A 26,519-nucleotide genomic window follows, 5' to 3' on the forward strand; every position below is an offset into this window, starting at 1 on the left:
TAATGAAAGCCTTTCGCTGGTGTGCATTAGCAGCGGTGATGCTGGCGGCGCTTCCTCTTCGCGCCGCCTGTACCTGGCCTGCCTGGGAGCAGTTTAAAAAGGACTACATCAGTGAGGGCGGGCGTGTCATTGATCCCAGTGACACGCGCAAAATAACGACCTCGGAAGGGCAAAGCTACGCCCTGTTCTTTGCCCTGGCGGCGAACGATCGCAACGCGTTTGACCAGCTGCTGACGTGGACGCGCGATAATCTTGCCAGCGGCGATCTCAACGACCATCTGCCTGCCTGGCTATGGGGTCAGAAGGATAAAGAAACGTGGGCGGTGATCGATACCAACTCCGCCTCTGACGCCGATGTCTGGATCGCCTGGTCACTGCTCGAAGCGGGTCGGCTGTGGAAACATCCGGACTATACCCGCACGGGTAAAGCGTTGCTGAAACGCATTGTCAGCGAGGAAGTGGTGAAAGTGCCGGGACTCGGCGCAATGCTGCTTCCCGGTAAAGTCGGTTTTGCCGATGAACAGGTCTGGCGCTTTAACCCCAGTTATCTTCCTCCGCAGTTAGCGAGTTATTTCACGCGCTTTGGTTCCCCGTGGACCCAGCTTCGTGAAACCAATCTGCGCCTGCTGCAGGAGAGTGCGCCGAAAGGCTTTTCGCCGGACTGGGTGCAGTATCAGAAACACAAAGGCTGGCGGTTACAGCAGGATAAGGCGCTGGTGGGCGGCTACGACGCCATCCGCGTGTATCTCTGGGTGGGCATGATGAGTGACAACGATCCTCAGAAAGCCCGGCTGCTGACGCGCTTCCAGCCGATGGCGGCAAAGACTATGAAACGGGGTGTGCCGCCGGAGAAAGTGGATGTGGCGACGGGGAAACGCACCGGGAATGGCCCGGTCGGGTTCTCTGCCGCCATGCTGCCGTTTTTACAACAGCGTGATGCCCAGGCGGTTCAGCGCCAGCGCGTTGCGGACCATTTTCCCGATAACAATGCCTATTACAGCTACGTGCTGACTCTCTTTGGGCAAGGATGGGATCAGCATCGTTTTCGCTTCACCGCAAAAGGTGAATTAATACCGGATTGGGGCCAGGAATGCGCAAGTTCACAGTAAATCTACTCACTTTATCGCTTGGCCTGGCACTGATGCCGCTGGCTGAAGCCGCCAACTCTCCGCAGCAGAAACAGCTGCTGGAACAGGTTCGGCTGGGCGAATCGACACAGCGTGAGGATTTGGTTCGTCAGTCGCTTTATCGTCTAGAGCTGATTGACCCGAACAACCCTGACGTCATTGCCGCACGCTTTCGCTACCTGCTGCGCCAGGGCGATAACGCCGGTGCGCAAAAAGAGCTGGATCGTCTGAAAGGGATCGCGCCGGGCTCGAGTGCGTACCAGTCATCACGCAACACGATGCTGCTTTCTACCCCGGATGGCCGGCAGCAGCTCCAGCAGGCGCGACTGCTCGCCACCACGGGACACACGCAGGAGGCGATTGCCGCCTATGACAAGCTGTTTGACGGCAACCCGCCGGGCGGCGACGTGGCCACGGAATACTGGAACGTCGTGGCGAAAGACCCTGCTCGCCGAAATGCAGCCATTAACCAGCTCAAGAAAATAAACAGCAGCAGCCCCGGAAATACGCAGCTGCAGGCGACGCTGTCCCAGCTTTTGTTCCAGAGCGGACGCCGTGATGAAGGCTTTGCGATATTGCAGGAGATGGCCAAATCCACCAATGGCCGTAACCAGGCGTCTGATATGTGGTATGACCAAATCAAAGGTCAGCCTGCCAGCAGCGCCAGCGTCAGCGCGCTGCAAAAATACCTGAGCGTATTCAGCGACGGGGATAGCGTCGCGGCGGCGCGTGCCCAGCTTGAAGCGCAGCAAAAACAGCTCGCCGATCCGGCGTTCCGCGCGAAAGCGGAAGGGCTGGCGGCGGTGGATGCCGGGCAGGGGAGTAAGGCGGTGGCGGAGCTGCAAAAAGCCGTCAGCGCCAACCATGCCGACAGTGAGGCGGTGGGGGCCCTTGGACAGGCGTATTCTCAGAAGGGCGACCGCGCCCGCGCGGTGGCACAGTTTGAAAAGGCGATTGCCCTCGATCCCCAGAGCGATAACCGGGGTAAATGGGACAGTCTTCTGAAGGTTAACCGCTACTGGCTGCTGATCCAGCAGGGCGATGCGGCGCTGAAGGCGAATAACCCGGCGCAGGCGGAGCGTTACTATCAGCAGGCACGCGGTATCGACAATACCGACAGCTATGCCGTGCTGGGGCTGGGCGACGCCGCCGCGGCACGTAAAGATAACGACGCGGCGGAACGTTATTATCGCCAGGCGCTGCGGATGGACAGCGGCAACAGCAATGCGGTTCGCGGCCTGGCCAATATTTACCGCGCGCAGTCGCCGGAGAAGGCCTCGCAGTTTATCCAGTCTCTCTCCGCCAGCCAGCGCCGAAGCATAGACGATATTGAACGTAGCCTGACCAACGAACAGCTCTCTGCCCAGGCCGAACAGCTGGAAAATCAGGGGAAATACGCCCAGGCAGCAGAAATCCAGCGTCGTCGTCTGGCGCTCTCTCCCGGCGACGTGTGGATAACTTATCGTCTCTCGCGCGATCTCTACAGCGCGGGTCAGCGCAGCCAGGCGGATACCCTGATGCGTCAGCTTGCCAGCCAGAAACCGTCCGATCCGGATCAGGTGTACGCCAACGGGCTCTATCTTTCCGGAAACGATCAGGACCGCGCCGCGCTGGCGCATCTGGATACGCTGCCGCGCAGCCAGTGGAACGGCAATATTCAGGAACTTGCCGACCGCCTGCAAAGCAACCAGGTGCTGGAAACCGCCAACCGTCTGCGCGACAGCGGCAAAGAGCAGGACGCAGAGAATCTTCTTCGCCAGCAGCCGACCTCCACCCGTATCGACCTCACGCTGGCGGACTGGGCACAGCAGCGTGGCGATCTGGACTCGGCGAAAACGACGTACAATGCCGTCCTGCAGCGTGAACCGCAGAACGAAGACGCGATCCTCGGCCTGACCGAGATTTACAGCGCGCAGGGTAACAAAGATGCCGCGCGCGCAGAGCTGGCGAAACTGCCCGGCGCGCAAAACGGCCAGCCGCTGTCGCTCAACATGCAGCGCCGGATCGCGATGGCGCAGGCGGGCTTGGGTGATTCCGCTGCCGCAGAACAGACCTTCAATAAAATCATTCCGCAGGCTAAATCGCAGCCCGGCTCCATGGAAAACGCGCTGGTGCTGCGTGATGCCGCGCGTTTCCAGGCGCAGAACGGGCAGCCTCAGCAGGCGCTGGAAACCTATAAAGATGCGATGGTATCGACAGGTATCACCACGACGCGTCCGGCTGACAACGACAGTTTCACCCGTCTGACGCGTAACGATGAAAAGGATGACTGGCTGAAGCGCGGCGTGCGCAGCGATGCCGGTGACCTGTATCGTCAGCAGGATGTTAACGTCACGCTGCAGCACGACTACTGGGGCTCCAGCGGCACGGGCGGTTATTCCGACCTGAAAGCGCATACCACTATGCTACAGGTGGATGCCCCGCTCTCAGATGGGCGCATGTTCTTCAGAAGCGATCTGGTCAACATGGACGCCGGTTCATTTGATAGCAAGAACGGGACTTACGACCCTAAATGGGGAACCTGCTACGAAACGCCGTGTAGCGGCAACACCCATCAGTCCGACAATGGCGCGAGCGTCGCCGTCGGCTGGCAGAATAAGACCTGGGCGATGGATATTGGCACCACGCCAATGGGCTTTGACGTTGTCGACGTGGTGGGCGGCATCAGCTACAGCAGCGATCTGGGGCCCATCGGCTATACCGTTAACGCCCATCGCCGCCCAATCTCCAGCTCTCTGCTGGCCTTCGGCGGGCAAAAAGATACCAATACCGGCACCACCTGGGGCGGCGTACGCGCCACCGGTGGCGGCGTAAGTATGAGCTATGACAAAGGGGAAGCGAACGGCGTCTGGTCAAGCCTGAACGCGGAAACGCTGACGGGTAAAAATGTGGAGGATAACTGGCGCGTCCGCTGGATGACGGGTTACTACTACAAGCTCATTAATAAAAACAATGAGCGTCTGACGGTCGGCGTCTCCAATATGCTCTGGCACTACGACAAAGACCTGAGCGGTTATACCCTGGGCCAGGGCGGCTATTACAGCCCGCAGGAGTATGTCTCCTTCGCCTTGCCGGTGACATGGCGTAAGCGCACGGAAAACTGGTCCTGGGAGCTGGGGGGCTCGGTCTCCTGGTCCCACTCCAAAACCAAAGACGAGCTGCGCTACCCGATCCAGAATCTGATCCCGACCGATGAGCCAGACCGCTATACCGACCGGGGCGCGATGGAAACCGGCAGCAGTTCTTCCGGTACGGGTTATACCGCACGGGCCATAATCGAGCGGCGGGTCACGTCCAACTGGTTTGTGGGCATGGGCGTGGATATTCAGGAAGCGAAAGACTATACCCCAAGCCACGCGCTGATCTATGTGCGCTACTCTGCTGCAGGCTGGCAGGGCGATATGGACTTACCGCCGCAGCCGCTTATCCCTTACGCGGACTGGTAATCGGATTTTCCTTAATCCATTTGTAAGTCTCTCTTAATAGCGCGGCAATCGGGTATACTCAGGCGCGCCAGGTTTACACCCTGGCGCGCCCTGCGCTTCGAGTTTTGTGGAGAGTCATTTTGCGTGTCAGCCGTTCCTTAACAATCAAACAGATGGCGATGGTTTCTGCCGTCACCATGCTGTTTGTCCTGCTTTTCTGCGTAATTCTGCTGTTTCATTCCGTACAGCAGAATCGCTATAACACGGCCTCGCAGTTAGAAAGTATTGCCCGCTCGGTGCGCGGCCCCCTCTCCGCCTCGATCCTGAAAGGGGATATTCCCGAAGCGGAAACCATTTTAAAACGCATTCAGCCTGCCGGCGTCGTTAGCCGCGCCGACGTCGTCTTGCCTAACCAGTTTCAGGCGCTGCGGATGAGCTTTATCCCGGAGCGTCCCGTCCCGATGATGGTGATGCGCCTGTTTGAACTGCCGGTGCAAATTTCGCTGCCCGTTTATTCACTCGAACGCCCTGCCAATCCGCAGCCGCTGGCCTACCTGGTATTACAGGCGGACTCTTACCGCATGTATAAATTCGTCATGAGCTGGGTGGTTACGTTAGTGACCACTTGCTTACTTATGACGCTTATTCTCAGCGTGGCGCTCACCTGGTGTATTAACCGGCTGATTGTTCATCCGCTGCGCCGTATCGCCCGCGAGCTGAATACGCTTGCGCCGCAGGATCAGATGGGGCATCAGCTTGAGCTACCGCGTCTGCATCATGACGATGAGATAGGCATGCTGGTGCGCAGCTACAACCTCAACCAGCAGCGCATCCAGCGTCAGCAGGATGAGTTAAACAGCAGCGCCACGCGCTTCCCGGTGTCGGAGCTTCCCAATAAAGCCTTCCTGATGGCAATGCTGGAGCAAACCGTTGAGCGCCAGCAAACCACGGCGCTGATGGTTATCGCCTGCGAAACTCTGCAGGACACGGCTGGCGTGCTCAAGGAGAGCCAGCGCGAAATGCTGCTGCTCACCCTGGTGGAAAAGATCAAATCTGTCCTTGCCCCGCGCATGGTGCTGACCCAGGTCAGCGGTTACGATCTGGTAGTGATTGCCAATGGCGTAAAAGAGCCCTGGCATGCAATCACATTAGGTCAGCAAGTACTTACTGTCATTAATGAGCGGTTGCCCATTCAGGGTATCCAGCTTCGCCCGAGCGCCAGCATCGGTATAGCCATGTACTACGGTGATTTAACGGCGGAACAGCTTTATCGTCGCGCCTTCTCGGCGGCGTTTACTGCCCGGCGCAAAGGGAAAAATCAGATCCAGTTCTTCGACCCGGAGCAGATGGAAAAGGCGCAGCAGCGCCTGACGGAAGAGAGCGACATCCTGACCGCGCTGGATAACCGCCAGTTTGCCCTCTGGCTACAGCCGCAAGTGAATTTGCTGACGGGAGAAGTGAAAAGCGCCGAGGCTCTGCTGCGTCTGCAGCAGCCGGATGGTTCATGGGAACTGCCGGAAGGGCTGATTGAGCGCATTGAGTCCTGCGGCCTGATGGTTACCGTCGGCTACTGGGTGCTGGAGGAGTCCTGCCGTCAGCTTGCGGCCTGGCAGGAGCGCGGCGTGACGCTGCCGCTGTCGGTTAACCTGTCTGCCCTGCAGCTTATGCACCCGACCATGGTTTCAGAGATGCTGGAGCTGATCCATCGTTACCGCATCAAGCCAGATACGTTAACCCTGGAAGTGACGGAGAGCAGACGTATTGACGACCCCAATGAGGCGGTCGCGATCCTGAAGCCGCTGCGTAATGCCGGCATTCGCATTGCGCTGGACGATTTTGGCATGGGGTACGCCGGGCTGCGCCAGCTTCAGCACATGAAAACCCTTCCGGTAGATGTGCTCAAAATTGACAAAGCGTTTGTCGACGGTCTGCCGGACGACAGCAGCATGGTGCAGGCGATTATCCAGATGGCGCGCAGTCTCAATCTGCACCTTATTGCCGAGGGGATTGAAACCGACGCGCAACGCGCCTGGCTGGCAGAGGCGGGTGTGGAGAGCGGGCAAGGCTTCCTTTTTGCCCCAGCTGTTCCTTCGGATGTCTTTGAACAACGATACCTTTCTGGTGCTGACGACCCCGCAAAAGTGTAACTTTGTTGCTGGCTTGTGCGAGCCAGCTCAAAGTTCTTAACATTTGTGTTTCAAATTTGAACTGAGTTTATTTCTGTCCTGTTATGTGGGTGTTATTTTAAAGCCGCAGGTTAACCATAACCTTACAAAACCTGTGGTTTTTCTTCCCAAGGACACCTTATGAAAACCTCACTCTTCAAAAGTCTTTATTTCCAGGTCCTGACAGCCATCGCCATCGGTATTCTGCTGGGTCACTATTACCCTGAGCTGGGCGCGCAAATGAAACCGCTTGGCGACGCGTTCGTTAAGCTCATCAAAATGGTCATCGCGCCGGTGATCTTCTGTACGGTAGTCACGGGCATCGCTGGCATGGAAAGCATGAAGGCGGTCGGTCGTACCGGTGCAGTGGCGCTTCTTTATTTCGAAGTGGTCAGTACCCTGGCGCTGATTATCGGTCTGATCATCGTCAACGTGGTGCAGCCAGGCGCGGGGATGAACGTAGACCCCTCAACGCTGGATGCCAAAGCGGTCGCGGTGTATGCCGAGCAGGCGAAGGATCAGGGCGTGGTCGCCTTCCTGCTGGACGTCATCCCTGGCAGCGTCATTGGCGCGTTCGCCAGCGGAAACATCCTCCAGGTTCTGCTGTTCGCCGTGATGTTTGGTTTTGCCCTGCACCGTCTGGGCAGCAAAGGCCAGCTTATCTTTAACGTGATCGAAAGCTTCTCGCAGGTCATTTTCGGCATCATCAATATGATCATGCGCCTGGCGCCAATCGGTGCCTTCGGTGCGATGGCCTTCACCATCGGTAAATATGGCGTCGGCACGCTGGTGCAGTTGGGTCAGCTGATTATCTGCTTCTATATTACCTGTATCCTTTTCGTGGTGGTGGTGCTGGGCTCCATCGCCCGCGCGACAGGTTTCAACATCTTCAAATTTATCCGTTACATCCGCGAAGAACTGCTGATTGTTCTGGGGACCTCCTCTTCAGAATCGGCGCTGCCGCGTATGCTCGACAAGATGGAGAAACTCGGGTGCCGTAAATCGGTGGTCGGGCTGGTGATCCCGACGGGCTACTCCTTCAACCTGGACGGTACCTCGATATACCTGACGATGGCGGCCGTATTTATCGCTCAGGCGACCAACAGCCATATGGATATTTTCCATCAGATTACCCTGCTGGTGGTGCTCCTGCTCTCCTCTAAAGGTGCGGCAGGCGTAACGGGCAGCGGCTTTATCGTGCTGGCAGCCACCATTTCTGCTGTGGGTCACCTGCCGGTGGCGGGTCTGGCGTTGATTCTGGGTATTGACCGCTTCATGTCTGAGGCGCGTGCGTTAACCAACCTGGTGGGTAACGGCGTGGCAACGGTGGTGGTGGCGAAATGGGTGAAAGAGCTGGATCACAAAAAGCTCGACGATACTCTGAATAATCGTTCAACTGACAGCAAAAATCCTGGCTTATCCTCTTAAACTTGCCACAAATGCCCGTATTCCCTTGTGGGGATGCGGGCTCCTGCGCATAATAACTGTTCATACCTGTCATAATTCGACAAGATTTTTTTTGGGTATATTTCACTTCGGACCGTGACGTTTTGCCGAACGCGCGGTCTAATCGACGTGTTTTCATCGTCATCTTTAAGAGTGAAGCGCGTCGCGAGGCACTCTTTTTTAACCAGGAATGTTGATCAGGGGTTCACATGCAGGGCACAAAAATTCGACTCTTAACCGGCGGTTTGCTGATGATGGCAGCAGCCAGTTATGTGCAGGCAGATGCGCTCCAGCCAGACCCGGCCTGGCAACAAGGGACATTAGCGAACGGTTTTCAATGGCAGGTCTTAGCCACGCCGCAACGTCCCAGCGATCGTATTGAAATCCGTCTGTCCGTAAATACCGGCTCCCTCACGGAAAGCACCCAGCAAACCGGTTTCAGCCACTTTATTCCCCGGCTGGCGCTCACGCAGAGCGGCAGCCTGCAAGCGGTTCAGGTGCGTTCACTCTGGCAGCAGGCCATCGATCCGAAACGCCCACTCCCCCCGGCTGTTGTCTCGTATGACTACACCATGTTTAACCTGAGCCTGCCAAACAACCGTAACGACCTGCTTAAAGAAGCGCTTACGTATCTCTCCGATGCCTCTGGCAATCTGGCGATCACGCCGGACACGGTCAACTATGCGTTGAGTAACAGCGACATGGTGGCAACCTGGCCTGGGGATACCAAAGAGGGCTGGTGGCGTTACCGCCTGAAGGGCTCAACGTTACTGGGACATGATCCGGCCGAACCGCTGAAACAGCCGGTGGACGCCGAACAGGTGAAATCGTTCTATCAGAAGTGGTACACCCCGGACGCGATGACGCTGATCGTGGTGGGTAACGTGGACAGCCGCGCGGTGGTGGAGCAGATCAACAAAGCGTTTGGCGATCTGAAAGGCAAGCGTGAAACGCCAGCCCCTGTCCCGACGCTCTCTCCGCTGCGTGCAGAGCCTGTCAGCATTATGACGGACACCGTGCGTCAGGATCGCCTCTCCGTCATGTGGGATAACGCCTGGCAGCCCATCCGTGAATCTGCGGCGATGTTACGCTACTGGCGTGCCGATCTGGCACGTGAAGCGCTGTTCTGGCACGTCCAGCAGACGCTGAGTAAGAACAACGTGAAGAATATTGGTCTTGGCTTTGACTGCCGCGTGCTGTTCCAGCGTGCGCAATGTGCCATCAACGTTGAATCACCGGGCGATAAGCTAAATGCCAATCTGGGTGTGGTCGCGAAAGAGCTGGCAAAAGTGCGTAAAGAGGGGCTTTCCGAAGAGGAATTCAATGCTCTCGTGGCGCAGAAAAAACTCGAGCTGCAGAAGCTGTTTGCGACCTACGCTCGTGCCGATACCGACATTCTGATCAGCCAGCGTATTCGTTCCCTGCAGAATCAGGTGGTGGACATTGCGCCGGAACAGTATCAGAAGCTTCGTCAGGACTTCCTGAACGGTCTGACCGTCGATATGCTCAATCAGGACCTCCGTCAGCAGCTGTCGCAGGAGATGGCGTTGATCCTTCTGCAACCGAAGGGCGAGCCGGAATATGACATGAAGGAACTTCAGACGACCTGGGATGCCATTATGGCTACCGCGCCGCAGCCAGCGCAGGCCGCCACGGCGGATGATTTACATCCGGACGCGACGGATATTCCGCAAGGGCAGTAATGCAAACATTCCCTCTCCCTGTGGGAGAGGGTTAGGGTGCGGGCATCAGCCCGCACCCTACTTAAACAGGCATCGCCTCGCGCGGAATAATCGCCCCGCGATACTGAATCACCGTGCTGGCCGTCAGGTGCCCGCGCTGTGCCGCCGCTTCCGGCGTTCCACCCGTCAGGCGTACCGCCAGATAGCCCGCGCTGAATGAATCACCCGCCGCCGTGGTATCAATCACTTTCTCTTTGGAAAGCTTCACTGCCGGAACGTCAACCAGCGCTTCACCCGCCACCGCGACCAGGCACGAATCCGCACCGCGCTTAATCACCACTTCGCTCACGCCTGCCGCCTGCGTGCGCGCAATTACGTCATCTACCGGCTTTTCACCCCACAGGGCGTCTTCATCGTCGAGCGTCAGGAAGGCGATGTCGGTGCACTGTAGCATCTGCTGATAGACCTGCTGCGTCTCTTCGCGGCTGGCCCACAGGCGCGGGCGGTAGTTGTTATCGAAAATAACCTTACCGCCGTTGGCACGACATTCGCGCAGCAGCGAGAGCAGCTTGTCTCGGCTGGCGGGGCTTAAAATCGCCAGGCTAATGCCGCTCAGATAGAGATAGTCAAATGTCGCCAGCTCTTCGCAGATGGCCGCGGCCGCGTCGCTCTCCAGCCAGAATTTGGCTGCGGCTTCGTTGCGCCAGTAATAAAACGTGCGTTCGCCTGTACTGTCGGTTTCGATGTAATAAAGCCCCGGGAGGCGGTTTTCCATACGCTGAATCAGCGACGTTTCAACATGTTCACTCTGCCAGGCCTCCAGCATTTGCTGGCTGAAGCTGTCCGTACCCAGGGCGGTAACGTAGTTCACGGTGAGCGCCTCAGGCGCGACCTGACGGGCAATATAAACGGACGTGTTTAACGTATCGCCACCAAATCCGCGGCTGACTTCCGCGCCTTTTTGTGACAGCTCAATCATGCATTCGCCAATCACGGCAATTTTTTTGGACATAGTCGTGAACCTGAACAGAAGAATTATCAGCAGTGTGCGCTGAGTGAATTAACCGGTCAACTATATTAAAACAACGTTCCATTATTTTTTTTGAGCCAGCGCGTGTTCCCGCGCATTTCTGTCATCTTAATTTCATTTTCCGGGTGAATTGAACATAAAGTTCTCAATTGTCGCGCCGATAATCCTGTGACGAGTCCAGAAAGGCTATCCCAACAACAGGACATCTGAAATGAAGTCAGAGCAGGTTATCCAGCGGCTGAGCACTACGCCTGAGGCAAGTATTGAGAACTTGCAGGAGCATCGCTACTGGCTGCAATGTGAGCGTGCGTACACCTATCAGCCGATCTACCGAACAGATGGTCGACTGATGGCCATCGAAATTTTGACCGTCGTTACGCACCCCTCAAACCCTACTCAGCGCATCGCGCCGGATCGCTATTTTGCCGAAGTTGCCGTTCGCCAGCGTCTGGACGTGCTGGAAGAGCAGCTTCGCATGCTGGCAACGAAGCACGCCTTTTTCGAACAGCACGATATCCTCGCCTCGGTGAACGTCGATGGCCCAACCCTGCTGGCGCTGCGCCAGAACGCGAAATTGCAGGAGCTGATCGCCACCCTGCCGTGGATGCGCTTTGAGCTGGTGGAGCATGTCCGTTTGCCGCAGGACTCCTCGTTTGCTTCGATATGCGAATACGGCCCGCTGTGGCTGGATGACTTTGGCACCGGCATGGCGAACTTCTCCGCCCTGAGTGAAGTGCGCTACGACTACATTAAAGTGGCCCGCGATCTGTTCATTATGCTGCGTCAGACCCCGGAAGGGCGGAATCTGTTTACGCTGTTATTACAGCTGATGAACCGCTATTGCCAGGGCGTGATTGTTGAAGGTGTGGAAACACTGGAAGAGTGGCGCGATGTGCAAAACTCTCCCGCAGCGGCGGCGCAAGGCTACTATCTCTCTCGCCCGGTACCCATGGATCGCCTCGATAACGTCATAACGACCCTCTGATAAACCCGCTTCCCTTTGTCTGGACTATAGTTTTACAGGACAGGTCATCAGGAAAGGGGATAAAAATGACAAGAACAACCAGGGTAATCTCCTGGACAGCAGGGATTTTCTTGTTGTTGATCGTGGTTGTCGCCATCATTATTGCGACGTTTGACTGGAACCGTCTCAAGCCGACCATCAACCAGAAAGTCTCAACCGAGCTGAACCGCCCCTTCGCCATACGGGGTGATTTAGGGGTGGTATGGGAACGCCAGAAAGAGGAGCCCGGCTGGCGAAGCTGGATCCCCTGGCCACATATCCATGCTGACGACATCATTCTCGGCAACCCGCCGGATATCCCGGACGTCACTATGATCCACCTGCCGCGGGTTGAAGCCACGCTGGCTCCGCTGGCACTCTTCACCAAAACGGTCTATCTGCCGTGGATCAAACTTCAGCAGCCCGATGCGCGCCTGATCCGCCTCTCCGAAAAAAACAACAACTGGACGTTTAGCCTGGCCAGCGACAGCGAAAAAGATCCGAATGCCCAGCCTTCTTCCTGGTCATTCCGTCTCGACAACATTCTCGTCGATCGCGGACGGATCGCCATCGACGATAAGGTCAGCAAGGCGGATGTGGAGATCCTGGTCGATCCGCTGGGCAAGCCGCTGCCGTTCAGCGAGGTCACCGGGACGAAAGCGAAAGGTGATGCGGCAAGCGTGGGCGACTATGTCTTCGGCCTGACGGCAAAAGGACGCTATAACGACCAGCCGCTCAGCGGTAAAGGGAAAATAGGCGGCATGCTGGCGCTACGGAGCGAAGGCACGCCGTTCCCGGTGCAGGCGGACTTCCGTTCCGGTAACACCCGCGTGGCGTTCGTGGGCACGGTCAACGACCCGATGAACATGGGCGGCGTTGATCTTCAGCTTAAATTTGCCGGTGATTCGCTGGGCGAGCTGTATGAGCTGACCGGCGTGCTGCTGCCGGATACGCCGCCGTTCGAAACGGACGGGCATCTGGTCGCCAAAATCGATACCGAAAAAGCGTCCGTTTTTGACTACCGTGATTTTAACGGTCGGATCGGCGACAGCGATATCCACGGCACGCTGACCTACACCACCGGAAAACCGCGCCCGAAACTGGAAGGGGATGTTGAGTCCCGACAGCTGCGTCTGGCCGACTTAGGCCCGTTGATAGGTATCGACTCCGGTAAAGGTACGAAGTCAAAAGAGGTGAAGAAAGATCCTCAGCCTGCCGGCAAAGTGCTGCCTTATGAACGTTTTGAGACGGATAAATGGAACGTGATGGATGCGGATGTGCGCTTCAAAGGCGGAAAAATTGAACATGGCAGTACGCTGCCGATAAGCAATCTTACGACCCATATCCTCCTTAAAAGCGCCGACCTGCGTCTGCAGCCGCTGAAGTTTGGCATGGCGGGCGGGACGATCTCCTCGAACATTCACCTGGAAGGCGATAAGAAGCCGATGCAGGGACGGGCGGAGATTCAGGCGCGTCGATTGAAGCTGAAAGAGCTGATGCCGAACGTCGAGTTGATGCAGAAAACCCTCGGTGAAATGAACGGTGATGCCGATATTCGCGGCGTGGGGAACTCGGTTGCGGCGCTGCTGGGCAGCGGCAATGGTAACCTGAAGCTGCTGATGAACGACGGGCTGGTGAGCCGCAACCTGATGGAGATCCTGGGGCTGAACGTCGGTAACTACGTCATCGGGCAAATCTTTGGTGATGACGAGGTGCGGGTGAACTGCGCGGCGGCCAATCTGGATCTGGTTAACGGCGTGGCGCGTCCGCAGATTTTTGCCTTTGACACGGAAAACGCGGTGATTAACGTGACCGGTACCGCGAGCATGGCCTCGGAGCAGCTTGATCTGACTATTGACCCGGAAAGTAAGGGGATTCGTATCATCACCCTGCGCTCGCCGCTTTACGTGCGCGGGACCTTCAAAAATCCGCAGGCGGGCGTGAAGCCCGGACCGCTGATTGCGCGTGGCGCAGTAGCTGCGGCGCTTGCGACGCTGGTCACTCCAGCCGCAGCGCTGCTGGCCTTGATTTCGCCGTCAGAAGGCGAGGCGAATCAGTGTCGGAACATTTTGTCGCAAATGAAGAAATAACGCCTTTCTCCCTCTCCCTGTGGGAGAGGGCCGGGGTGAGGGCATCAGGCCGCACGCAGTGAATTACAGGGCCTGGTGCTTCGTCTCGTGCGTCAGCAGCAGCGCAATCAGCGTCAGCCCCGCCATTGCCGCCAGATAAACCCCCACATAGAACAGACCATAGTTCGCCTGCAGCCAGGTGGCGATATACGGCGCAACGGAGGCACCCAGAATAGACGAGACGTTGTAAGAGAACGACGCGCCGGTATAGCGCACTTCCGTTGGGAACAGCTCAGGCAGCAGCGCACCCATCGGGCCGAAGGTCAGCCCCATCAGGCTCAGGCCAATCAGCAGATAGGCCATCACCAGCGCCGGGCTACCTGAACCCAGCAGCGGCGGGAAGACGAACAGGGCAAACAGAATGATCAGCGTGGTGATGGTAATCATGCTCGCACGGCGACCGAACTTATCCGCCAGCAGGCCCGCAATCGGAACCATCACGCCAAACCCGATCACCGCCATCATCAGCATCCACAGCACTTCGTTACGCGGCAGACCCAGCCCAACCGGTGCGGCGGCGGTACTGAAGGTCATGGAGTAGACGGTCATGATGTAGAACAGCGTATAGGTTGCCAGCATGATGAACGTGCCCAGCACGGTCACGCGGACGTGTTTGGTCAGCAGCGTACCCAGCGGCACTTTCACCTGCTTGTTCGCCGCGGCCACTTTCGCGAAAACTGGGGTCTCATGCAGAGAAACGCGCACGTACAGGCCAATCAGCACCAGCACGGCTGAGAAGATAAACGGAATACGCCAGCCCCAGCTCATGAACTGTTCATCCGTCAGCAGCCAGGAGAGCAGCAGGAACGTCCCGTTGGCAAAGAAGAAGCCAATCGGTGCGCCCAGCTGCGGAAATGAGCCATACAGCGCGCGCTTGCGTGCCGGGGCGTTCTCGGTGGCCAGCAGCGCCGCGCCGCCCCATTCGCCGCCAAGGCCCAGACCCTGACCAAAACGCGCCAGCGCCAGCAGGACCGGCGCCAGAATGCCGATGGTCTCATACGTAGGCAGCAGGCCGATGGCCACGGTGGAGATGCCCATCGTCAGCAGCGAGGCCACCAGGGTGACTTTGCGGCCAATGCGATCGCCAAAGTGTCCAAACAGCGCAGAGCCAATCGGACGCGCAACAAACGCGATAGCAAAGGTCGCCAGAGACTGCAGCGTGGCCGCGGTCGGATCGCCCTGCGGGAAGAAAATATGCGGGAAGACGATGACCGCAGCGGTGGCATAAATATAAAAGTCGAAGAACTCAATGGCGGTGCCAATCAGCGATGCGACGACAACTTTATTGCGCGAGTTTACCGGAACGTTTTCCGTTCCTGAGTCGAGTGTGGTGGCGGTTGCTTGCATAATATTTTCTTATTTTTGTCGAACGAAAGGCCATATTACGCACAGCAAAAGCGACATTTCAATCTGTAACAAAGCCGCGCGATGGTGATAAAAGCAACAAAAAGCGGATAATTTTCAGGCCAGCCAAAACAGGTCTATGAAATGCTTCACAGATTTTAAATATCAGTCAATAAAACTGGTTTTCGGTTAAATAAAAGTTACAGGCTGGATTTATATGCTGAAATGATGAATCGGGCTGAAATTTCAGCCCGAGAGTGGGGTTACCGGTGCGTTTTGCCCGGCATTCGCGGGTCGTCTTTGTACTCGGCAGTGGCAATCCACGCCGCGCAGAACAGGGTCAAACGCGCGAAGAAGTAGAAGAACGCCATCAGCCCCAGCACCGAGCCAAACGCCGCGCCGGAAGGAGATTTAACCAGTGACGGTAAGGTGTAGGTCATCACGATTTTGATCGCTTCAAAGCCGATCGCCGCAATCAACGTGCCGCGGATCAGCGCCTTCTTGCGCGGACGATGGCGGGGCAGACGCCAGAAGATCCAGAAGAACAGCAGGTAATTGGCAAAGATGGAAATGGCCAGACCAATGCTGCGCCAGGCGGGCTTCAGCCATTCGATGTAATCAAGGTAAAGCGCGGAGATGATCATCTGCTGCGCCGAGCCTGCCACGGAGGTAATAGAAAGCGTTACGATGAGCGCGACAAGCAGGCCAATCAGCGAAACAAAATCGCGGAGGTACTTAACCCAAATTTTCTCCTGGTCCTGCGGCTTACGCTCCCAGACATCGCGCGACTGGGCGCGAATGGCCTCGCGCAGGTTGCCCATCCAGTTAACGCCGGAGTAAAGGGCAATCAGCAAACCGACGATACCGACGGTAGTACGCTGCTGAACGGCGGTATTGATGGTGCTTTTGAGCGTGCTGGCAAGGGTCGGGTCGCTGACGTTATTCAGGATCTTATTGAAGATATCCTGCAGCAGCGTCGGGTGCGACGCGAGCACAAAACCTGCCGCCGCAAACGACACCATCAGGATCGGGATCATCGACAGGAAGGAAAAATAGGTGATGGCGGCACCAAACTGGTTTCCCATGCGATCATTAAAGCGTTCGGTCGCGCGTATCAGATGCGCAATCATGGGAAACTGCTGAATTCTGGCGACAATGCCGGTGACGGTCCCCAGCGCTTTGCTGGCGGTACCAGGGGACCTGGCCTCTTCAGGCCCGGTTTCCATCTTTTTGACGGGCTCATACTCTAAATGTTGGGTGGGTCGTTGCGGGTTGTTTTCCGGCGTCACGCGTCTTTTCCTTTTCGTTTGGCTGGATGTTACTGAATTATAGCTTGCGACTAGTCCACGTAAGCTTTTGTGAGTTCGGTTAGCCACTCCATGAACAGATGGACCCGGCGGGAGAGGTTGCGGCGGTGGGGATAAATCAGGGAGACAGGCATCGGTTCGGCCCGGTATTGCGGCAGGATCTCAACCAGTTTCTTCGCGCGGAGTAAATCGCGCACCCCAACCCGCGGAACCTGAATAATGCCCAGCCCGGCGAGGCAGGCAGCCTGGTAAGTTTCCGTGCTGTTGACGGTTAACACCCCGCCCGTTTTTACCCACTGCGTCGCACTGCCGTTATAAAACTCAAAGCCCTGCGGGCGAGTTCCCAGCATCGCGGCGTAGTGGATCACGGCGTGTGAGCCTAAATCGTCCAGCGTTTCCGGGTAGCCAAAACGCGCCAGATAATCCGGACTGGCGCAGTTAATCACCGACAGCTTGCCCAGCGGACGGGCAATCAGCCCTGAATCCTTCAGCGTGCCGACGCGGACGACGCAATCAAACCCCTCACGGATCACATCCACCAGACGATCGCTGCTGCTGAGTTCCAGTTCAATGCCCGGATAGTGCTGCAGGAAAGCAGGCAGTTTGGGGATGACTAAATTTCGAGCAACGCCGACGGGCATATCCACGCGGAGCCGTCCGCTGATGCTGGAGGGATCGTGCTGAAACATACCGTCGAGTTCATCAAGGTTTGCCAGCAGATCTTTTGCCCGCTCGTAATAGACCATGCCGTCCTGCGTCAGGCTGACGCGGCGCGTGGTGCGGTGCAATAGCTGGGTGCCAAGCCGGTTTTCCAGGGCCTGAATTTGTCGTGAAACGCTGCCTTTCGGCAGGGTTAATGTTTCGGCCGCGCGGGAAAAACTCTCCAGTTCCGCGACGCGGACGAATAACTGCATTGCGTGAATTTTATCCATAGCGGAAGCTCATTGTTGTTACAGCTGAAACAGTGAAGCGTTTTAACCCATCTTTATTGATTTTCTATCACCTAATAAGCTCTTTCTCAATCTCCTTAACAGCCAAAACGAGGTTTATGATGAGTGAACGTATCGCATTAGTGACGGGTGGTAGCCGTGGTCTGGGTAAAAACGCTGCGTTAAAGCTGGCGGCAGACGGCACGGGAATCGTCCTGACATACAACCGTAGCCAGCAGGAAGCGCTGGATGTTGTGCATGAAATTCAGGAAAAAGGCGTTAACGCAGCGGCATTACAGCTCAACGTCGGGGATATCACGGGTTTTGATCATTTTGCCCAGCAGCTTCAGGAAACCCTTAGGCGTGTCTGGCAGCGTGAAACTTTTGACTATTTATTGAACAATGCCGGAACGGGTTTATATGCGCCCTATACCGACACGACGGAAGCCCAGTTTGATGAGGCGCTGAACGTTCATTTCAAAGGACCTTTCTTCCTGACCCAGCGCCTGCTGCCGTTGCTGAACGACGGGGGACGGATCCTCAACGTCTCCAGCGGGCTGGCCCGCTTTACCCAGCCGGGCTCAGGGACCTACGCGGCCATGAAGGGGGCGATGGAAGTGCTGACGCGTTATCAGGCGAAAGAGCTGGGCGCGCGCGGGATCGCCGTCAATATCATCGCGCCGGGCGCGATTGAAACTGACTTTGGCGGCGGACGCGTGCGCGACAACGCGGAGCTGAATCAGCTGCTGGCCTCGCAAACGGCGCTGGGACGGGTGGGGCTGCCGGACGATATTGGCGATGCCATTGCGGCACTGCTCAGCGACAAACTGGGCTGGATGAATGCGCAACGTATTGAAGTCTCAGGCGGCATGTTCCTGTGATGTACGCGCTTAAGGAAATCCTTAAGGTCAATGTGTCTAAATACGGACAGATTTAAAGAACTCGGGGGGATTTGTAACGTCTCCATTCGTTGAGTTTTTTCTTAAATAACCCCTCTGTAGAATCCCCCTTCGCTATTCTCAGAGGGATAAAAAACGATGCGAGTAATCATGTTTGACAGGCAGTCACTCTTTATTCACGGAGCGATACACAGTCTTCAGACGCTCATTCCGGAAATAGATATGACAGGGACCTGTCAGGCAGACGATTTATGGACCCAGATTTCCGCTTCACCGTCAGCTATCGCCATGATTGACGGCAATTTAATGCAGGACGAGGGGAGCGCTTTGCTGGAAGAGATGCTGCAACGCTTTCCGGCGATACGCGTGATTCTGGTTTTGGCGAAAAAAGAGGCCAGATGGGTTGAGCAATTGCGGCAGCGAAACATCATGGCCATTATTCCCCGAAATGCCAGTCCCGAGCGGTTTTCCGCTGTGCTGGATTCGGTGTCCAGAGGGATGGTCTGTTTTCCCGGGGAGTGGGTCAGGCAGCCGTCGTCTCAGGCTTTATCATCCCTGAGCGAGCGTCAGCGCGACGTGTTGGAATTGCTGGCGGCGGGGGAGTCAAATAAAGAGATTGGCCGCAATCTCAACATCAGTGCGGCCACGGTAAAAGCGCATCTCGAGGCGCTTTTCCGGCGGCTGGACGTGAAAAACAGAACGCAGGCTGCCATGTACTATACCCGTGCGAAGGCCTGAAAAATCGCGTTTGGGAGCGAGGGCATCTCTCCGAAGCTGAATACCATCATAACCAGCGCATCATGCTGCTGTTGGGTTAATGGACGTGTCACACTTTCCCGCAGCAGCGCCTCACACAGCTGAATATCGTCATGCAGCAAATCTTCTGCCTCGGCAGGCGTGATGGGACCGTGAAAATGTTCCCTATCGCGGATAACGTGGCCATAGCCGATAACCCATAATCCGTTTTCGTCACGATATTTCTCCAGAGAAAGACCCTGATGTTTTTTTATTAACGCAATGGCGGCAGAAGATATTTTCAGCGCATGACCTTTCATATTCATTTCCTCTTAAGATCGATACTGTAGAGGAAACGACGTCTGAGAAATATCCGCCAAATGGCTGTTGATCAGGCATTATTATTCAGGTATTCCTGCTGCAATAAACCAAATAACCAGTCATTTTGCCAGCGCCCCGCAAGATAATAGCTCTCGCGTAATTCGCCTTCCAGGCGAAAGCGGGCTTTTTCCAGCAGGCGTCTTGACGCGACATTTCCCACGGTGACGGTGGCGGTGAGTCGACGTATACCGCCCTGATGAAAAGCGTAATCACAAAGCGCTTTCAGGGATTCAAAGCCGTAGCCTTTCCCCTGCGCCTCGGGTGCGAAAAGGAAGCCCACTTCGGCACAGTCCTCCTCCCGATGAATATACCCGGTGACGCCCAGCGGGGCCCGGGAGGCGGCGTCACGCACGACGAGACAGAGCCAGTGCGCGCTTCCCGGTGACCAGGGCGTCAGGCGTGAATCAAACGCCTCGCGGATCGCCGCAACGGGGCGGTTTTCCGCCACAAAGCGCATGACGTCGGGATTCTGCTGTAATGCCAGAAAAAAGGGCCAGTCTTGTTCCAGCAGAGGTGAACAGGTAAGGCGAGGGGTAATTAAAATCGGCATTCAGATTCTCCTGAAACATTTTAAATGATTTTAGGGTTGTCACTTTATTTCAACAGAAAGTCAGGTATGGTTAATCGCGTATAAATAAAAAGAAAAAAAGGGCGTCTCGTGCCCATTCCGGATGTCTTCGTTGTCGCTTAAGGAAAACAATGAGTCTCAGCACATCACATCATATTCGCGAACAGTTCGAACACTGTCTGGCGGTCATTCGCCATGCGTCGGTGGAAATTTTGCTACTTCTGAATGTACATGCTTCTGAGGGCAAAGATCCACGCTGGTTTCTGGAACAGCTCGACAGTGCTCGATTAGCGCTGGGCGGCTGGGGAGCCGTTGCGAAAAAACTCAACCTGAATGACGCCGAGATGTCGGAATTTACGCTCCAGCTGCGCCTGCTGCAGCAGCGCGTTCCGCAGTATGAAAGCGGACAGGATGTGAGTGAAAACCAGCTTATTGCGGCGATGCGGTTTGTCACCGCGCTGGAACACCTGCGCCTGCAGCAGCCGCTGCTGACCTACAGCACGGACCTGGCACCGGGAAGCGAACTTCAGCAACAGCAGGCGCACAAGCAGGTGCGGGCGATTGAGCTGATGATTAAAGGGCTCATCCAGCAGGCCTGGCCCGATCAGGTACGGCTGAACAATCATCTGAAGACCTTGTTTAACGCCGATCGCGTTCGGCGCTGGCTGAAGCTTGGCGAGATCAACGATGTCCTGAGCGGCATGATGTTCAGCGAGCTGGCGCAGATGCTGGTGGATAAAAAAGAGTTCAGCCGCTATTACGCTTCGCTGTTCAGCGATCCGTCCATGCTGACGCTGCTGGTTGAACCGCGTAAAACGCTGCAAACCTTCCTCGACGACATCCGGCAAATTCGCAACAGCATCACCGTTCAGAAAACGTTGAGCTCGGCGCAAATTCAGCTGCTGGATAACTACTACGCGCAGATCGCGCGGCCCGTTCAACGCGCGTTTGAAGAGGGGAGAACGCGCGTCAATCCGGCGGGATTCATGGCGGTAGATGCCAGCGAACTGCATACCTTCTGGGAAAAGGCGCAGAAAATGGATCGGGTCACCGGTGGGGATCTGTTTGAAGTCCGCGACACCATTGAAAAGCCGACCCAGCGCGCGCCGCGCACCCCCGAACAACGTGAGCAGCTCATTTCCGGTGCGCTATGGGGGGCGGTTGGCGTCATGGTGATTGCCATCGTGGCGGGGGGATTCTGGCTGGTGACCAGCAGCAAACCGCAGCCTGCGACCGCCAGCGCGGCTGAAGCGGCACCACCACAGGAAATGCGCGAGACGCCTTCCTCGCGTGAAACGCTCACGCGCATGGGGGTGACCTGGGACGAGAATAATTTCCGCTCGGCCATTAATCGCAACGACACCCGCGTGACCCAGCTCTTTTTGCAGGGTGGTATGGACTGGAAGCTGTCCTGGACCGAAGAGGCGATGTCGGCAGGCTATGACGACGTGCTGGAGCTGATGTTACGCTACCGGCAAAACATGGTGGAGGAGAAGCCGTGTCGCCGCTTCATCAACACGCTCAGCCACGCGATGTCGAACGGCGAGTCTCTGACCTCGGTACGTAAAGAGTATCTTAAAGCGTTCTGCACCGTGCCTGCCGTGGTGAAACGCCAGCAGCACGATCTCGACATGGCCACACGCCGTGCGCAGTCACAGCCGGATGCCACCACCAAAAAATGGCAGTCTATTCAGAGCGCCATTTATGAGGTGATCCGCTAAGTTGTTCTCCCTCTCCCTGTGGGAGAGGGCCGGGGTGAGGGCACCAGACCGCACCTCGCACCCTGCTCAAGGCTCCCCATACAACCCAATCAGCCGCCGCACCACGCCGTTCGTCCAGCCGAAACCATCCTGCAGCGGATACTCCCCACCGCCCCCTTCGCGCGGCGTGCTGCTGGCGATGTGGTACTTCTCAATCAGCTTATGGTGCGTCTGATAAAAATGGTTCACCGTATGCAGCCAGCTCCAGGCGATCTCATCCCCCAGCGAATCGTTGCCGTACTGCTTGAAGCCCTGAATCGCCATCCACTGCAGCGGCGCCCAGCCGTTGGGTTTATCCCACTGCTCGCCGGTTTCGTACTCGGTCGCCAGAATCCCGCCCGGCGTGAGCAGTCGCGCCTTGACCGCATCCGACAGGCGCTCGGCCTGCTCATGGGTTGCCATGCCGACATACAGCGGCACGATGCTGGCGGCAGAAAACAGCGCCAGCTCTTCGCGTCGCCAGTCATAATCGCGGTAACAGCCGCTCTCCTCGTCCCACAGATAGCGGTTCACCGCCGCGCGGCGATCGCTGGCTTTCTGGCGGAACAGGTCGGCCGTCTCTTTGTCCCCTTTCGACGCCGAGATGTTGGCAATCGCGCTTTCCAGCTTGAACAGGAAGGCGTTCAGGTCGATGGGGATAAACTGCGTCGTGCGGATGCTGGCGAGCCGCGACGGATCGCGCAGCCAGCGGGACGAATAATCCCAGCCGGAAGCCGCCCCCGCCCGCAGGTCGCGATACACCTCGTTTGGCGGACGGCCCGAGTGGCGGGCAGTTTCCACGTCCTCGATCCACGATTCGTCGCGCGGGGTATCACGGTCGTCCCAGTAGCGGTTGAGCAGTGAACCGTCCGGCATACGTACGGCGCTGCGGTAGGCCTGGTTAAGCAGCAGCGACTCCGCGCCGTCCATCCAGAAGGCGTACTCCATTTTGAGGTGATCCAGATAGCGTTTCGCACCGCGCACGCCGTCCTCCTCGAACAGCTCCACCATCAGGGCAAAGACCGGCGGCTGGGAGCGGCTGAGATAATAGGTACGGTTGCCGTTGGGGATATGCCCGTAGCGTTCAATCAGCCAGGCGAAGTTGTCCGCCATGCACTTCAGCAGGTCGTTACGACCGCTCTCCGCCAGCCCCAGCATGGAGAAATAGGAATCCCAGTAGTAGGTCTCGCTGAATCGCCCGCCGGGAACGATATAGGCCTGCGGCAGCGCTAGTAGGGAAGACCAGGGAATATGATCCTGCGGCTCGCGCGTCAGCACCGGCCACAGGTTATCAATGTGCTCCTTCAGGGAGAGGCCCGGGTCGGAGACATACTCAGTGCCGAACGTTTCCGGCATCCAGAAGTGGTTCTCCACAAACTGGCGCAGGTCGAAGTCCCGGTGGCGTCTGACCTTGCGGTAGCGGATCAGGATATCCAGCGGATCCATCTTCGGCGCGCAGTCGGGGAAGGTTTTACTGTCGGCAAACAGCCGCGTCGACTGTACATGCTCGAACAGTTCAAGATAGCGGTCTGCGGGCGTCAACGCATCGGAGGCGGGTAACCCCTCGATCATTTCGGGTTCCGGCTCCGCCTCAATCATTTCATCCAGTTTCAACTCGCAGGGATCGGTCTCGTAGCGCAGCTCTTCTGCAATCTCGAATTCGATGTTCTCGGTAGCCTGTAGTTTCTGGTTGAACATGGTGATAGGGACCTCCGGTTGTGTGTTCAAAAGACAGGTTTATCCGGGCGTCTTATAAGCGTAGACATTCGCTTCGGTAGAGGGGGAGGAATATGTGCGGTAGATCACTATTTTCGGAGCATTCGTTTTGCAACGATTTATGTCTGTTAACAGTAGCCTCTTCAAAAGAGGCTACTGAACAAGAGGCGAGTATCCCGGATCAAAGGCCTTGTTTTAGCCGCTTAGCAATCGGTTCAAATTCCTCGGTAGAATGGCGCTTGATCGTATCCGGTGCGTTATCCTCGATGGCTTTCCAGTAGGCCCACGGCACCGGTTTTTTCCCCAGCTCATAGTCCATGGCGTCCCAGGCATCTTCACGAAACGCATAAAATGCCCAGTGTGCATGATGTTTGTCGAGGACGGTCAGAACATCATTAAGCCACTGCCGGCAGCCCTGCAGCGTGCGAACGCAGCCAAACTCTCCCGCGACAACCCGGTTGGCCGGAATACCATTCTGCTTCGCCCAGTCAAAGGGCGCGTTCATCCATTTCTCTATGGCCGTAGCGTCCCATTTCACCTTTTTACCGCCGAACGTGATCATGCCTGGATAGTCGAACGGCACCTTGCGGCGTGCATTTGGCGCGCTGGTGAAATCATAGGGCTCGTACATGTGGAAGCTGTAGAGCACCCGCTTATCCTCAAGCGCGGACGGCCAACCAGAAAAACCACGCGCGGAGGCGTACCAGCCTCCATCGACCATAATCGGTGTGGTGGCATCGACCTCGCGGATGGCGGCAATAATCTGATTGTAGAGAGCGGGGAGGTTACGCGCCGTACTTTGCTGCTGCTGATACCAGGTTTTTAACGCCTCTGGCGACGCCTGCTCGCTAATGTTGCCTCTTTTTTCAGGCGCGGGTTCATTGACCAGATTCCAGGCCGCAATGCCCGGTTCGTCCTTCAGGGCCTGGGCCAAATCACGCCAGAACTGAGCGGCTTCCTGCCAGTATTTTTTGTCCTGCCAGATGCGGTCATCAAACTGGTTATTGTTATTTTGCGCCCAGCGCATGCCGGGCAAAGAGAGTGGGGCAATGACGACCTGTAGCCCGGCCGCGTGTGCTTTCCTGATGGAGGCTTTGAGCGTCGCGAGGTCTGTGGCCTCGAGCCCACGATAGCCGTCGGCGTTGCCGAGAAGAAAATCTCTCCCGGCAGGTTTCCATTTGTCGTAAGAGAGGCGAACCCACGTCGCGCCATAGCCTCGCAGCGCGTCATAGTATTCCTGCGTGGGCGGCAGGCGGTTAAAGCTGTTTCCACCGTGCTGAGGGGTATCCCAGAAGGTGATTTTGTCAGAGGAGGCGGCGGCAAAGCAAAAAAGAAGTAGGGTCAACCCAATAAGCGCTTTCATCTCAATTCCTTTTTAGCGTGATGATGATTTTATATTCGCTGGGATGATGAAGCTTTATCTTTAAATTATCGAGCCATATAAAAAAACTGACCCGCGAAGGTCAGTTTTTATAGCGTGCTTTCCTGCGAAAAGCCCTTAACGCATGGTCACAAATTCTTCCGCCGCCGTTGGGTGGATTGCCACGGTATTATCAAAGTCTTTCTTCGTTGCGCCCATCTTCAGCGCCACAGCAAAGCCCTGCAGGATCTCGTCCATGCCGAAGCCGATGCCGTGGATACCGACAATCTTCTCGTCCGGACCGACGCAGACCAGCTTCATGCGGCACGGCTGACGGTGAGAGGTGACGGCGGTATACATCGCGGTAAACGCCGATTTATACACTTTCACCTGGTCGTCGCCATACTGCTCGCGCGCCTGCGGCTCGGTTAAGCCGACGGTGCCGATTGGCGGGTGGCTGAAGACCACGGTCGGGATGTTGCTGTAGTCCAGATGCTCGTCCGGCTTGTTGTTAAACAGGCGCTCGGAAAGACGACGACCCGCCGCAACGGCCACCGGGGTCAGCTCAACTGCACCGGTATTATCGCCGACCGCATAAATGCCCGGTACGCTGGTGTTCTGGAATTTATCGACGACGATATAGCCTTTTTCGTCGGTTTTCACGCCGGTCACGCCCAGGTTGAAGTTATCGTTAGCCGGTTCACGGCCAATCGCCCAGATCAGGCAATCGACGGTCTGGCTGCGGCCATCTTCCAGCTCCAGGGTCAGGCTGCCGTCTGCATTTTTCACGACCGCTTTTGGCACGGCGTTGGTATGCAGGGTTGGACCTTCGGTGTTCATCACTTCAACCAGCGTATCAACGATCAGCGGATCGAAGCTGCGCAGCGGCGCGTGTTTGCGCACGAACAGGTGCGCCTCAGCGCCCAGGCCGTTAATCACCCCGGCCAGTTCCACCGCGATGTAACCCGCACCAACAACGGCAACGCGCTTAGGCAGGGCAGGCAGCTCGAAGAAACCGTCGGAGTCGATGCCGTATTCCACGCCCGGAATGTTCGGGTGGCTAGGACGGCCGCCGGTGGCGATCAGGATGTGATCGGCGGTGATCGTCTCGCCGTTCACTTCGATCGTTTTCGCGTCCACAAAGCGGGCGAAGCCGTGGATAACGTCGACGTTATTTTTGCCCAGCACGTTGTCGTAGGAGGTGTGAATACGGTCGATGTAGGCGGTACGGCTGGCAATCAGCTTGTCCCAGTCAAAGTTATTAATGGTGGTGTCAAAGCCGTAGTCCGGGCCATACATATGGATAGCTTCACGGATCTGCGCCGCATGCCACATCACTTTCTTCGGTACACAACCCACGTTCACGCAGGTGCCGCCCAGCGCTTTGGCTTCAATCAGCGCGCACTTCTGGCCGTACATGGCCGCGCGGTTGATGGAGGCGATGCCGCCGCTGCCGCCGCCGATTGCGATGTAGTCATAATGCTTAGTCATAGCTTTTGTCCTTAATCGTGAATTGCCGCGATTGTATACCTGA

The 26,519-nt window shown here is 56.8% G+C and carries 19 protein-coding genes; 10 read left to right on the forward strand and 9 right to left on the reverse strand.

Features of this window, described 5'->3' with window-relative positions; translation table 11 throughout:
• Positions 1-2: 2 nt before the first annotated feature.
• The 5 genes from bcsZ (at position 3) to OTG14_RS20630 (ending at position 9,866) form a co-directional block, all read left to right on the forward strand.
• Positions 3-1,109, forward strand: coding sequence for a cellulose synthase complex periplasmic endoglucanase BcsZ (gene bcsZ, locus OTG14_RS20610; RefSeq protein WP_248166193.1), 1,107 nt, complete (start codon positions 3-5; stop codon positions 1,107-1,109).
• Positions 1,091-4,573 carry a cellulose synthase complex outer membrane protein BcsC gene (bcsC, locus tag OTG14_RS20615; protein WP_267215686.1) on the forward strand — a complete coding sequence of 1,161 codons (3,483 nt, stop codon included), beginning with the start codon at positions 1,091-1,093 and terminating at the stop codon, positions 4,571-4,573. The genes bcsZ and bcsC overlap by 19 nt, the downstream gene beginning before the upstream one ends.
• Before the next feature lie 119 nt (positions 4,574-4,692).
• The gene (gene hmsP / locus OTG14_RS20620) at positions 4,693-6,699 is read left to right on the forward strand and encodes a biofilm formation regulator HmsP (RefSeq protein ID WP_024908830.1); all 2,007 of its coding nucleotides are present in this window, start codon (positions 4,693-4,695) and stop codon (positions 6,697-6,699) included.
• Between the two features lie 159 nt (positions 6,700-6,858).
• Positions 6,859-8,145: a dicarboxylate/amino acid:cation symporter gene (locus tag OTG14_RS20625; protein WP_032662127.1), complete on the forward strand. Its 1,287-nt coding sequence runs from the start codon at positions 6,859-6,861 to the stop codon at positions 8,143-8,145.
• 227 nt (positions 8,146-8,372) lie between these two features.
• Positions 8,373-9,866: a M16 family metallopeptidase gene (locus OTG14_RS20630; RefSeq protein WP_024908831.1), complete on the forward strand. Its 1,494-nt coding sequence runs from the start codon at positions 8,373-8,375 to the stop codon at positions 9,864-9,866.
• Positions 9,867-9,927: 61 nt separating this feature from the next.
• Here the strand turns inward: OTG14_RS20630 and kdgK are convergent, their stop codons facing one another.
• Complete coding sequence (gene kdgK / locus OTG14_RS20635; protein WP_267215687.1) at positions 9,928-10,857, reverse strand: 2-dehydro-3-deoxygluconokinase; 930 nt, start codon at positions 10,855-10,857, stop codon at positions 9,928-9,930.
• Between the two features lie 229 nt (positions 10,858-11,086).
• On the opposite strand from kdgK, the gene pdeH reads away from it, so the two are divergent.
• Both pdeH and OTG14_RS20645 read left to right on the forward strand, forming a co-directional pair.
• Complete coding sequence (gene pdeH / locus OTG14_RS20640) at positions 11,087-11,860, forward strand: cyclic-guanylate-specific phosphodiesterase (RefSeq protein WP_024908833.1); 774 nt, start codon at positions 11,087-11,089, stop codon at positions 11,858-11,860.
• A gap of 65 nt (positions 11,861-11,925) precedes the next feature.
• Entirely contained in the window at positions 11,926-13,968 is a 2,043-nt protein-coding gene (locus OTG14_RS20645; RefSeq protein ID WP_267215688.1) for an AsmA family protein, read from the forward strand.
• 63 nt (positions 13,969-14,031) lie between these two features.
• On the opposite strand, the gene OTG14_RS20650 is transcribed toward OTG14_RS20645, so the two are convergent.
• The 3 genes from OTG14_RS20650 to OTG14_RS20660 all read right to left on the reverse strand — a co-directional run bounded on the left by OTG14_RS20650 (position 14,032) and on the right by OTG14_RS20660 (position 17,590).
• On the reverse strand, positions 14,032-15,354 hold the full coding sequence (locus OTG14_RS20650) for an MFS transporter (RefSeq protein WP_024908835.1): 1,323 nt from the start codon (positions 15,352-15,354) through the stop codon (positions 14,032-14,034).
• A 260-nt stretch (positions 15,355-15,614) separates the two neighbouring features.
• Positions 15,615-16,640, reverse strand: coding sequence for an inner membrane protein YhjD (gene yhjD / locus OTG14_RS20655; protein ID WP_032648228.1), 1,026 nt, complete (start codon positions 16,638-16,640; stop codon positions 15,615-15,617).
• A gap of 50 nt (positions 16,641-16,690) precedes the next feature.
• A complete protein-coding gene (locus OTG14_RS20660; protein ID WP_048991720.1) occupies positions 16,691-17,590 on the reverse strand; it encodes a LysR family transcriptional regulator in 900 nt (299 codons plus the stop codon).
• A gap of 119 nt (positions 17,591-17,709) precedes the next feature.
• Between OTG14_RS20660 and OTG14_RS20665 the strand changes: the two genes are divergently transcribed.
• Positions 17,710-18,468, forward strand: coding sequence for an SDR family NAD(P)-dependent oxidoreductase (locus tag OTG14_RS20665; RefSeq protein ID WP_061716335.1), 759 nt, complete (start codon positions 17,710-17,712; stop codon positions 18,466-18,468).
• A 156-nt stretch (positions 18,469-18,624) separates the two neighbouring features.
• The gene (locus OTG14_RS20670) at positions 18,625-19,224 is read left to right on the forward strand and encodes a response regulator transcription factor (RefSeq protein ID WP_208763329.1); all 600 of its coding nucleotides are present in this window, start codon (positions 18,625-18,627) and stop codon (positions 19,222-19,224) included.
• Here the strand turns inward: OTG14_RS20670 and OTG14_RS20675 are convergent.
• Positions 19,203-19,541, reverse strand: coding sequence for a lysozyme (locus OTG14_RS20675; protein ID WP_048991724.1), 339 nt, complete (start codon positions 19,539-19,541; stop codon positions 19,203-19,205). The genes OTG14_RS20670 and OTG14_RS20675 overlap by 22 nt on opposite strands.
• 71 nt (positions 19,542-19,612) lie before the next feature.
• A complete protein-coding gene (locus tag OTG14_RS20680; protein WP_090420520.1) occupies positions 19,613-20,152 on the reverse strand; it encodes a GNAT family N-acetyltransferase in 540 nt (179 codons plus the stop codon).
• Between the two features lie 149 nt (positions 20,153-20,301).
• Here OTG14_RS20680 and OTG14_RS20685 point away from each other — a divergent pair, with 149 nt between their 5' ends.
• Positions 20,302-21,891: an STY4199 family HEPN domain-containing protein gene (locus tag OTG14_RS20685; protein ID WP_061716337.1), complete on the forward strand. Its 1,590-nt coding sequence runs from the start codon at positions 20,302-20,304 to the stop codon at positions 21,889-21,891.
• Positions 21,892-21,957: 66 nt separating this feature from the next.
• Here the strand turns inward: OTG14_RS20685 and OTG14_RS20690 are convergent, their stop codons facing one another.
• The 3 genes from OTG14_RS20690 to gorA all read right to left on the reverse strand — a co-directional run bounded on the left by OTG14_RS20690 (position 21,958) and on the right by gorA (position 26,476).
• On the reverse strand, positions 21,958-23,607 hold the full coding sequence (locus OTG14_RS20690; protein WP_048991530.1) for an alpha,alpha-trehalase: 1,650 nt from the start codon (positions 23,605-23,607) through the stop codon (positions 21,958-21,960).
• A 199-nt stretch (positions 23,608-23,806) separates the two neighbouring features.
• Positions 23,807-24,988: a glycoside hydrolase family 5 protein gene (locus tag OTG14_RS20695; RefSeq protein ID WP_175557812.1), complete on the reverse strand. Its 1,182-nt coding sequence runs from the start codon at positions 24,986-24,988 to the stop codon at positions 23,807-23,809.
• Between the two features lie 135 nt (positions 24,989-25,123).
• Positions 25,124-26,476 carry a glutathione-disulfide reductase gene (gene gorA, locus OTG14_RS20700; RefSeq protein WP_024908845.1) on the reverse strand — a complete coding sequence of 451 codons (1,353 nt, stop codon included), beginning with the start codon at positions 26,474-26,476 and terminating at the stop codon, positions 25,124-25,126.
• Between the last annotated feature and the right edge of the window lie 43 nt (positions 26,477-26,519).

It is taken from the genome of Enterobacter pseudoroggenkampii (assembly GCF_026420145.1).
Lineage (GTDB): Bacteria > Pseudomonadota > Gammaproteobacteria > Enterobacterales > Enterobacteriaceae > Enterobacter > Enterobacter pseudoroggenkampii.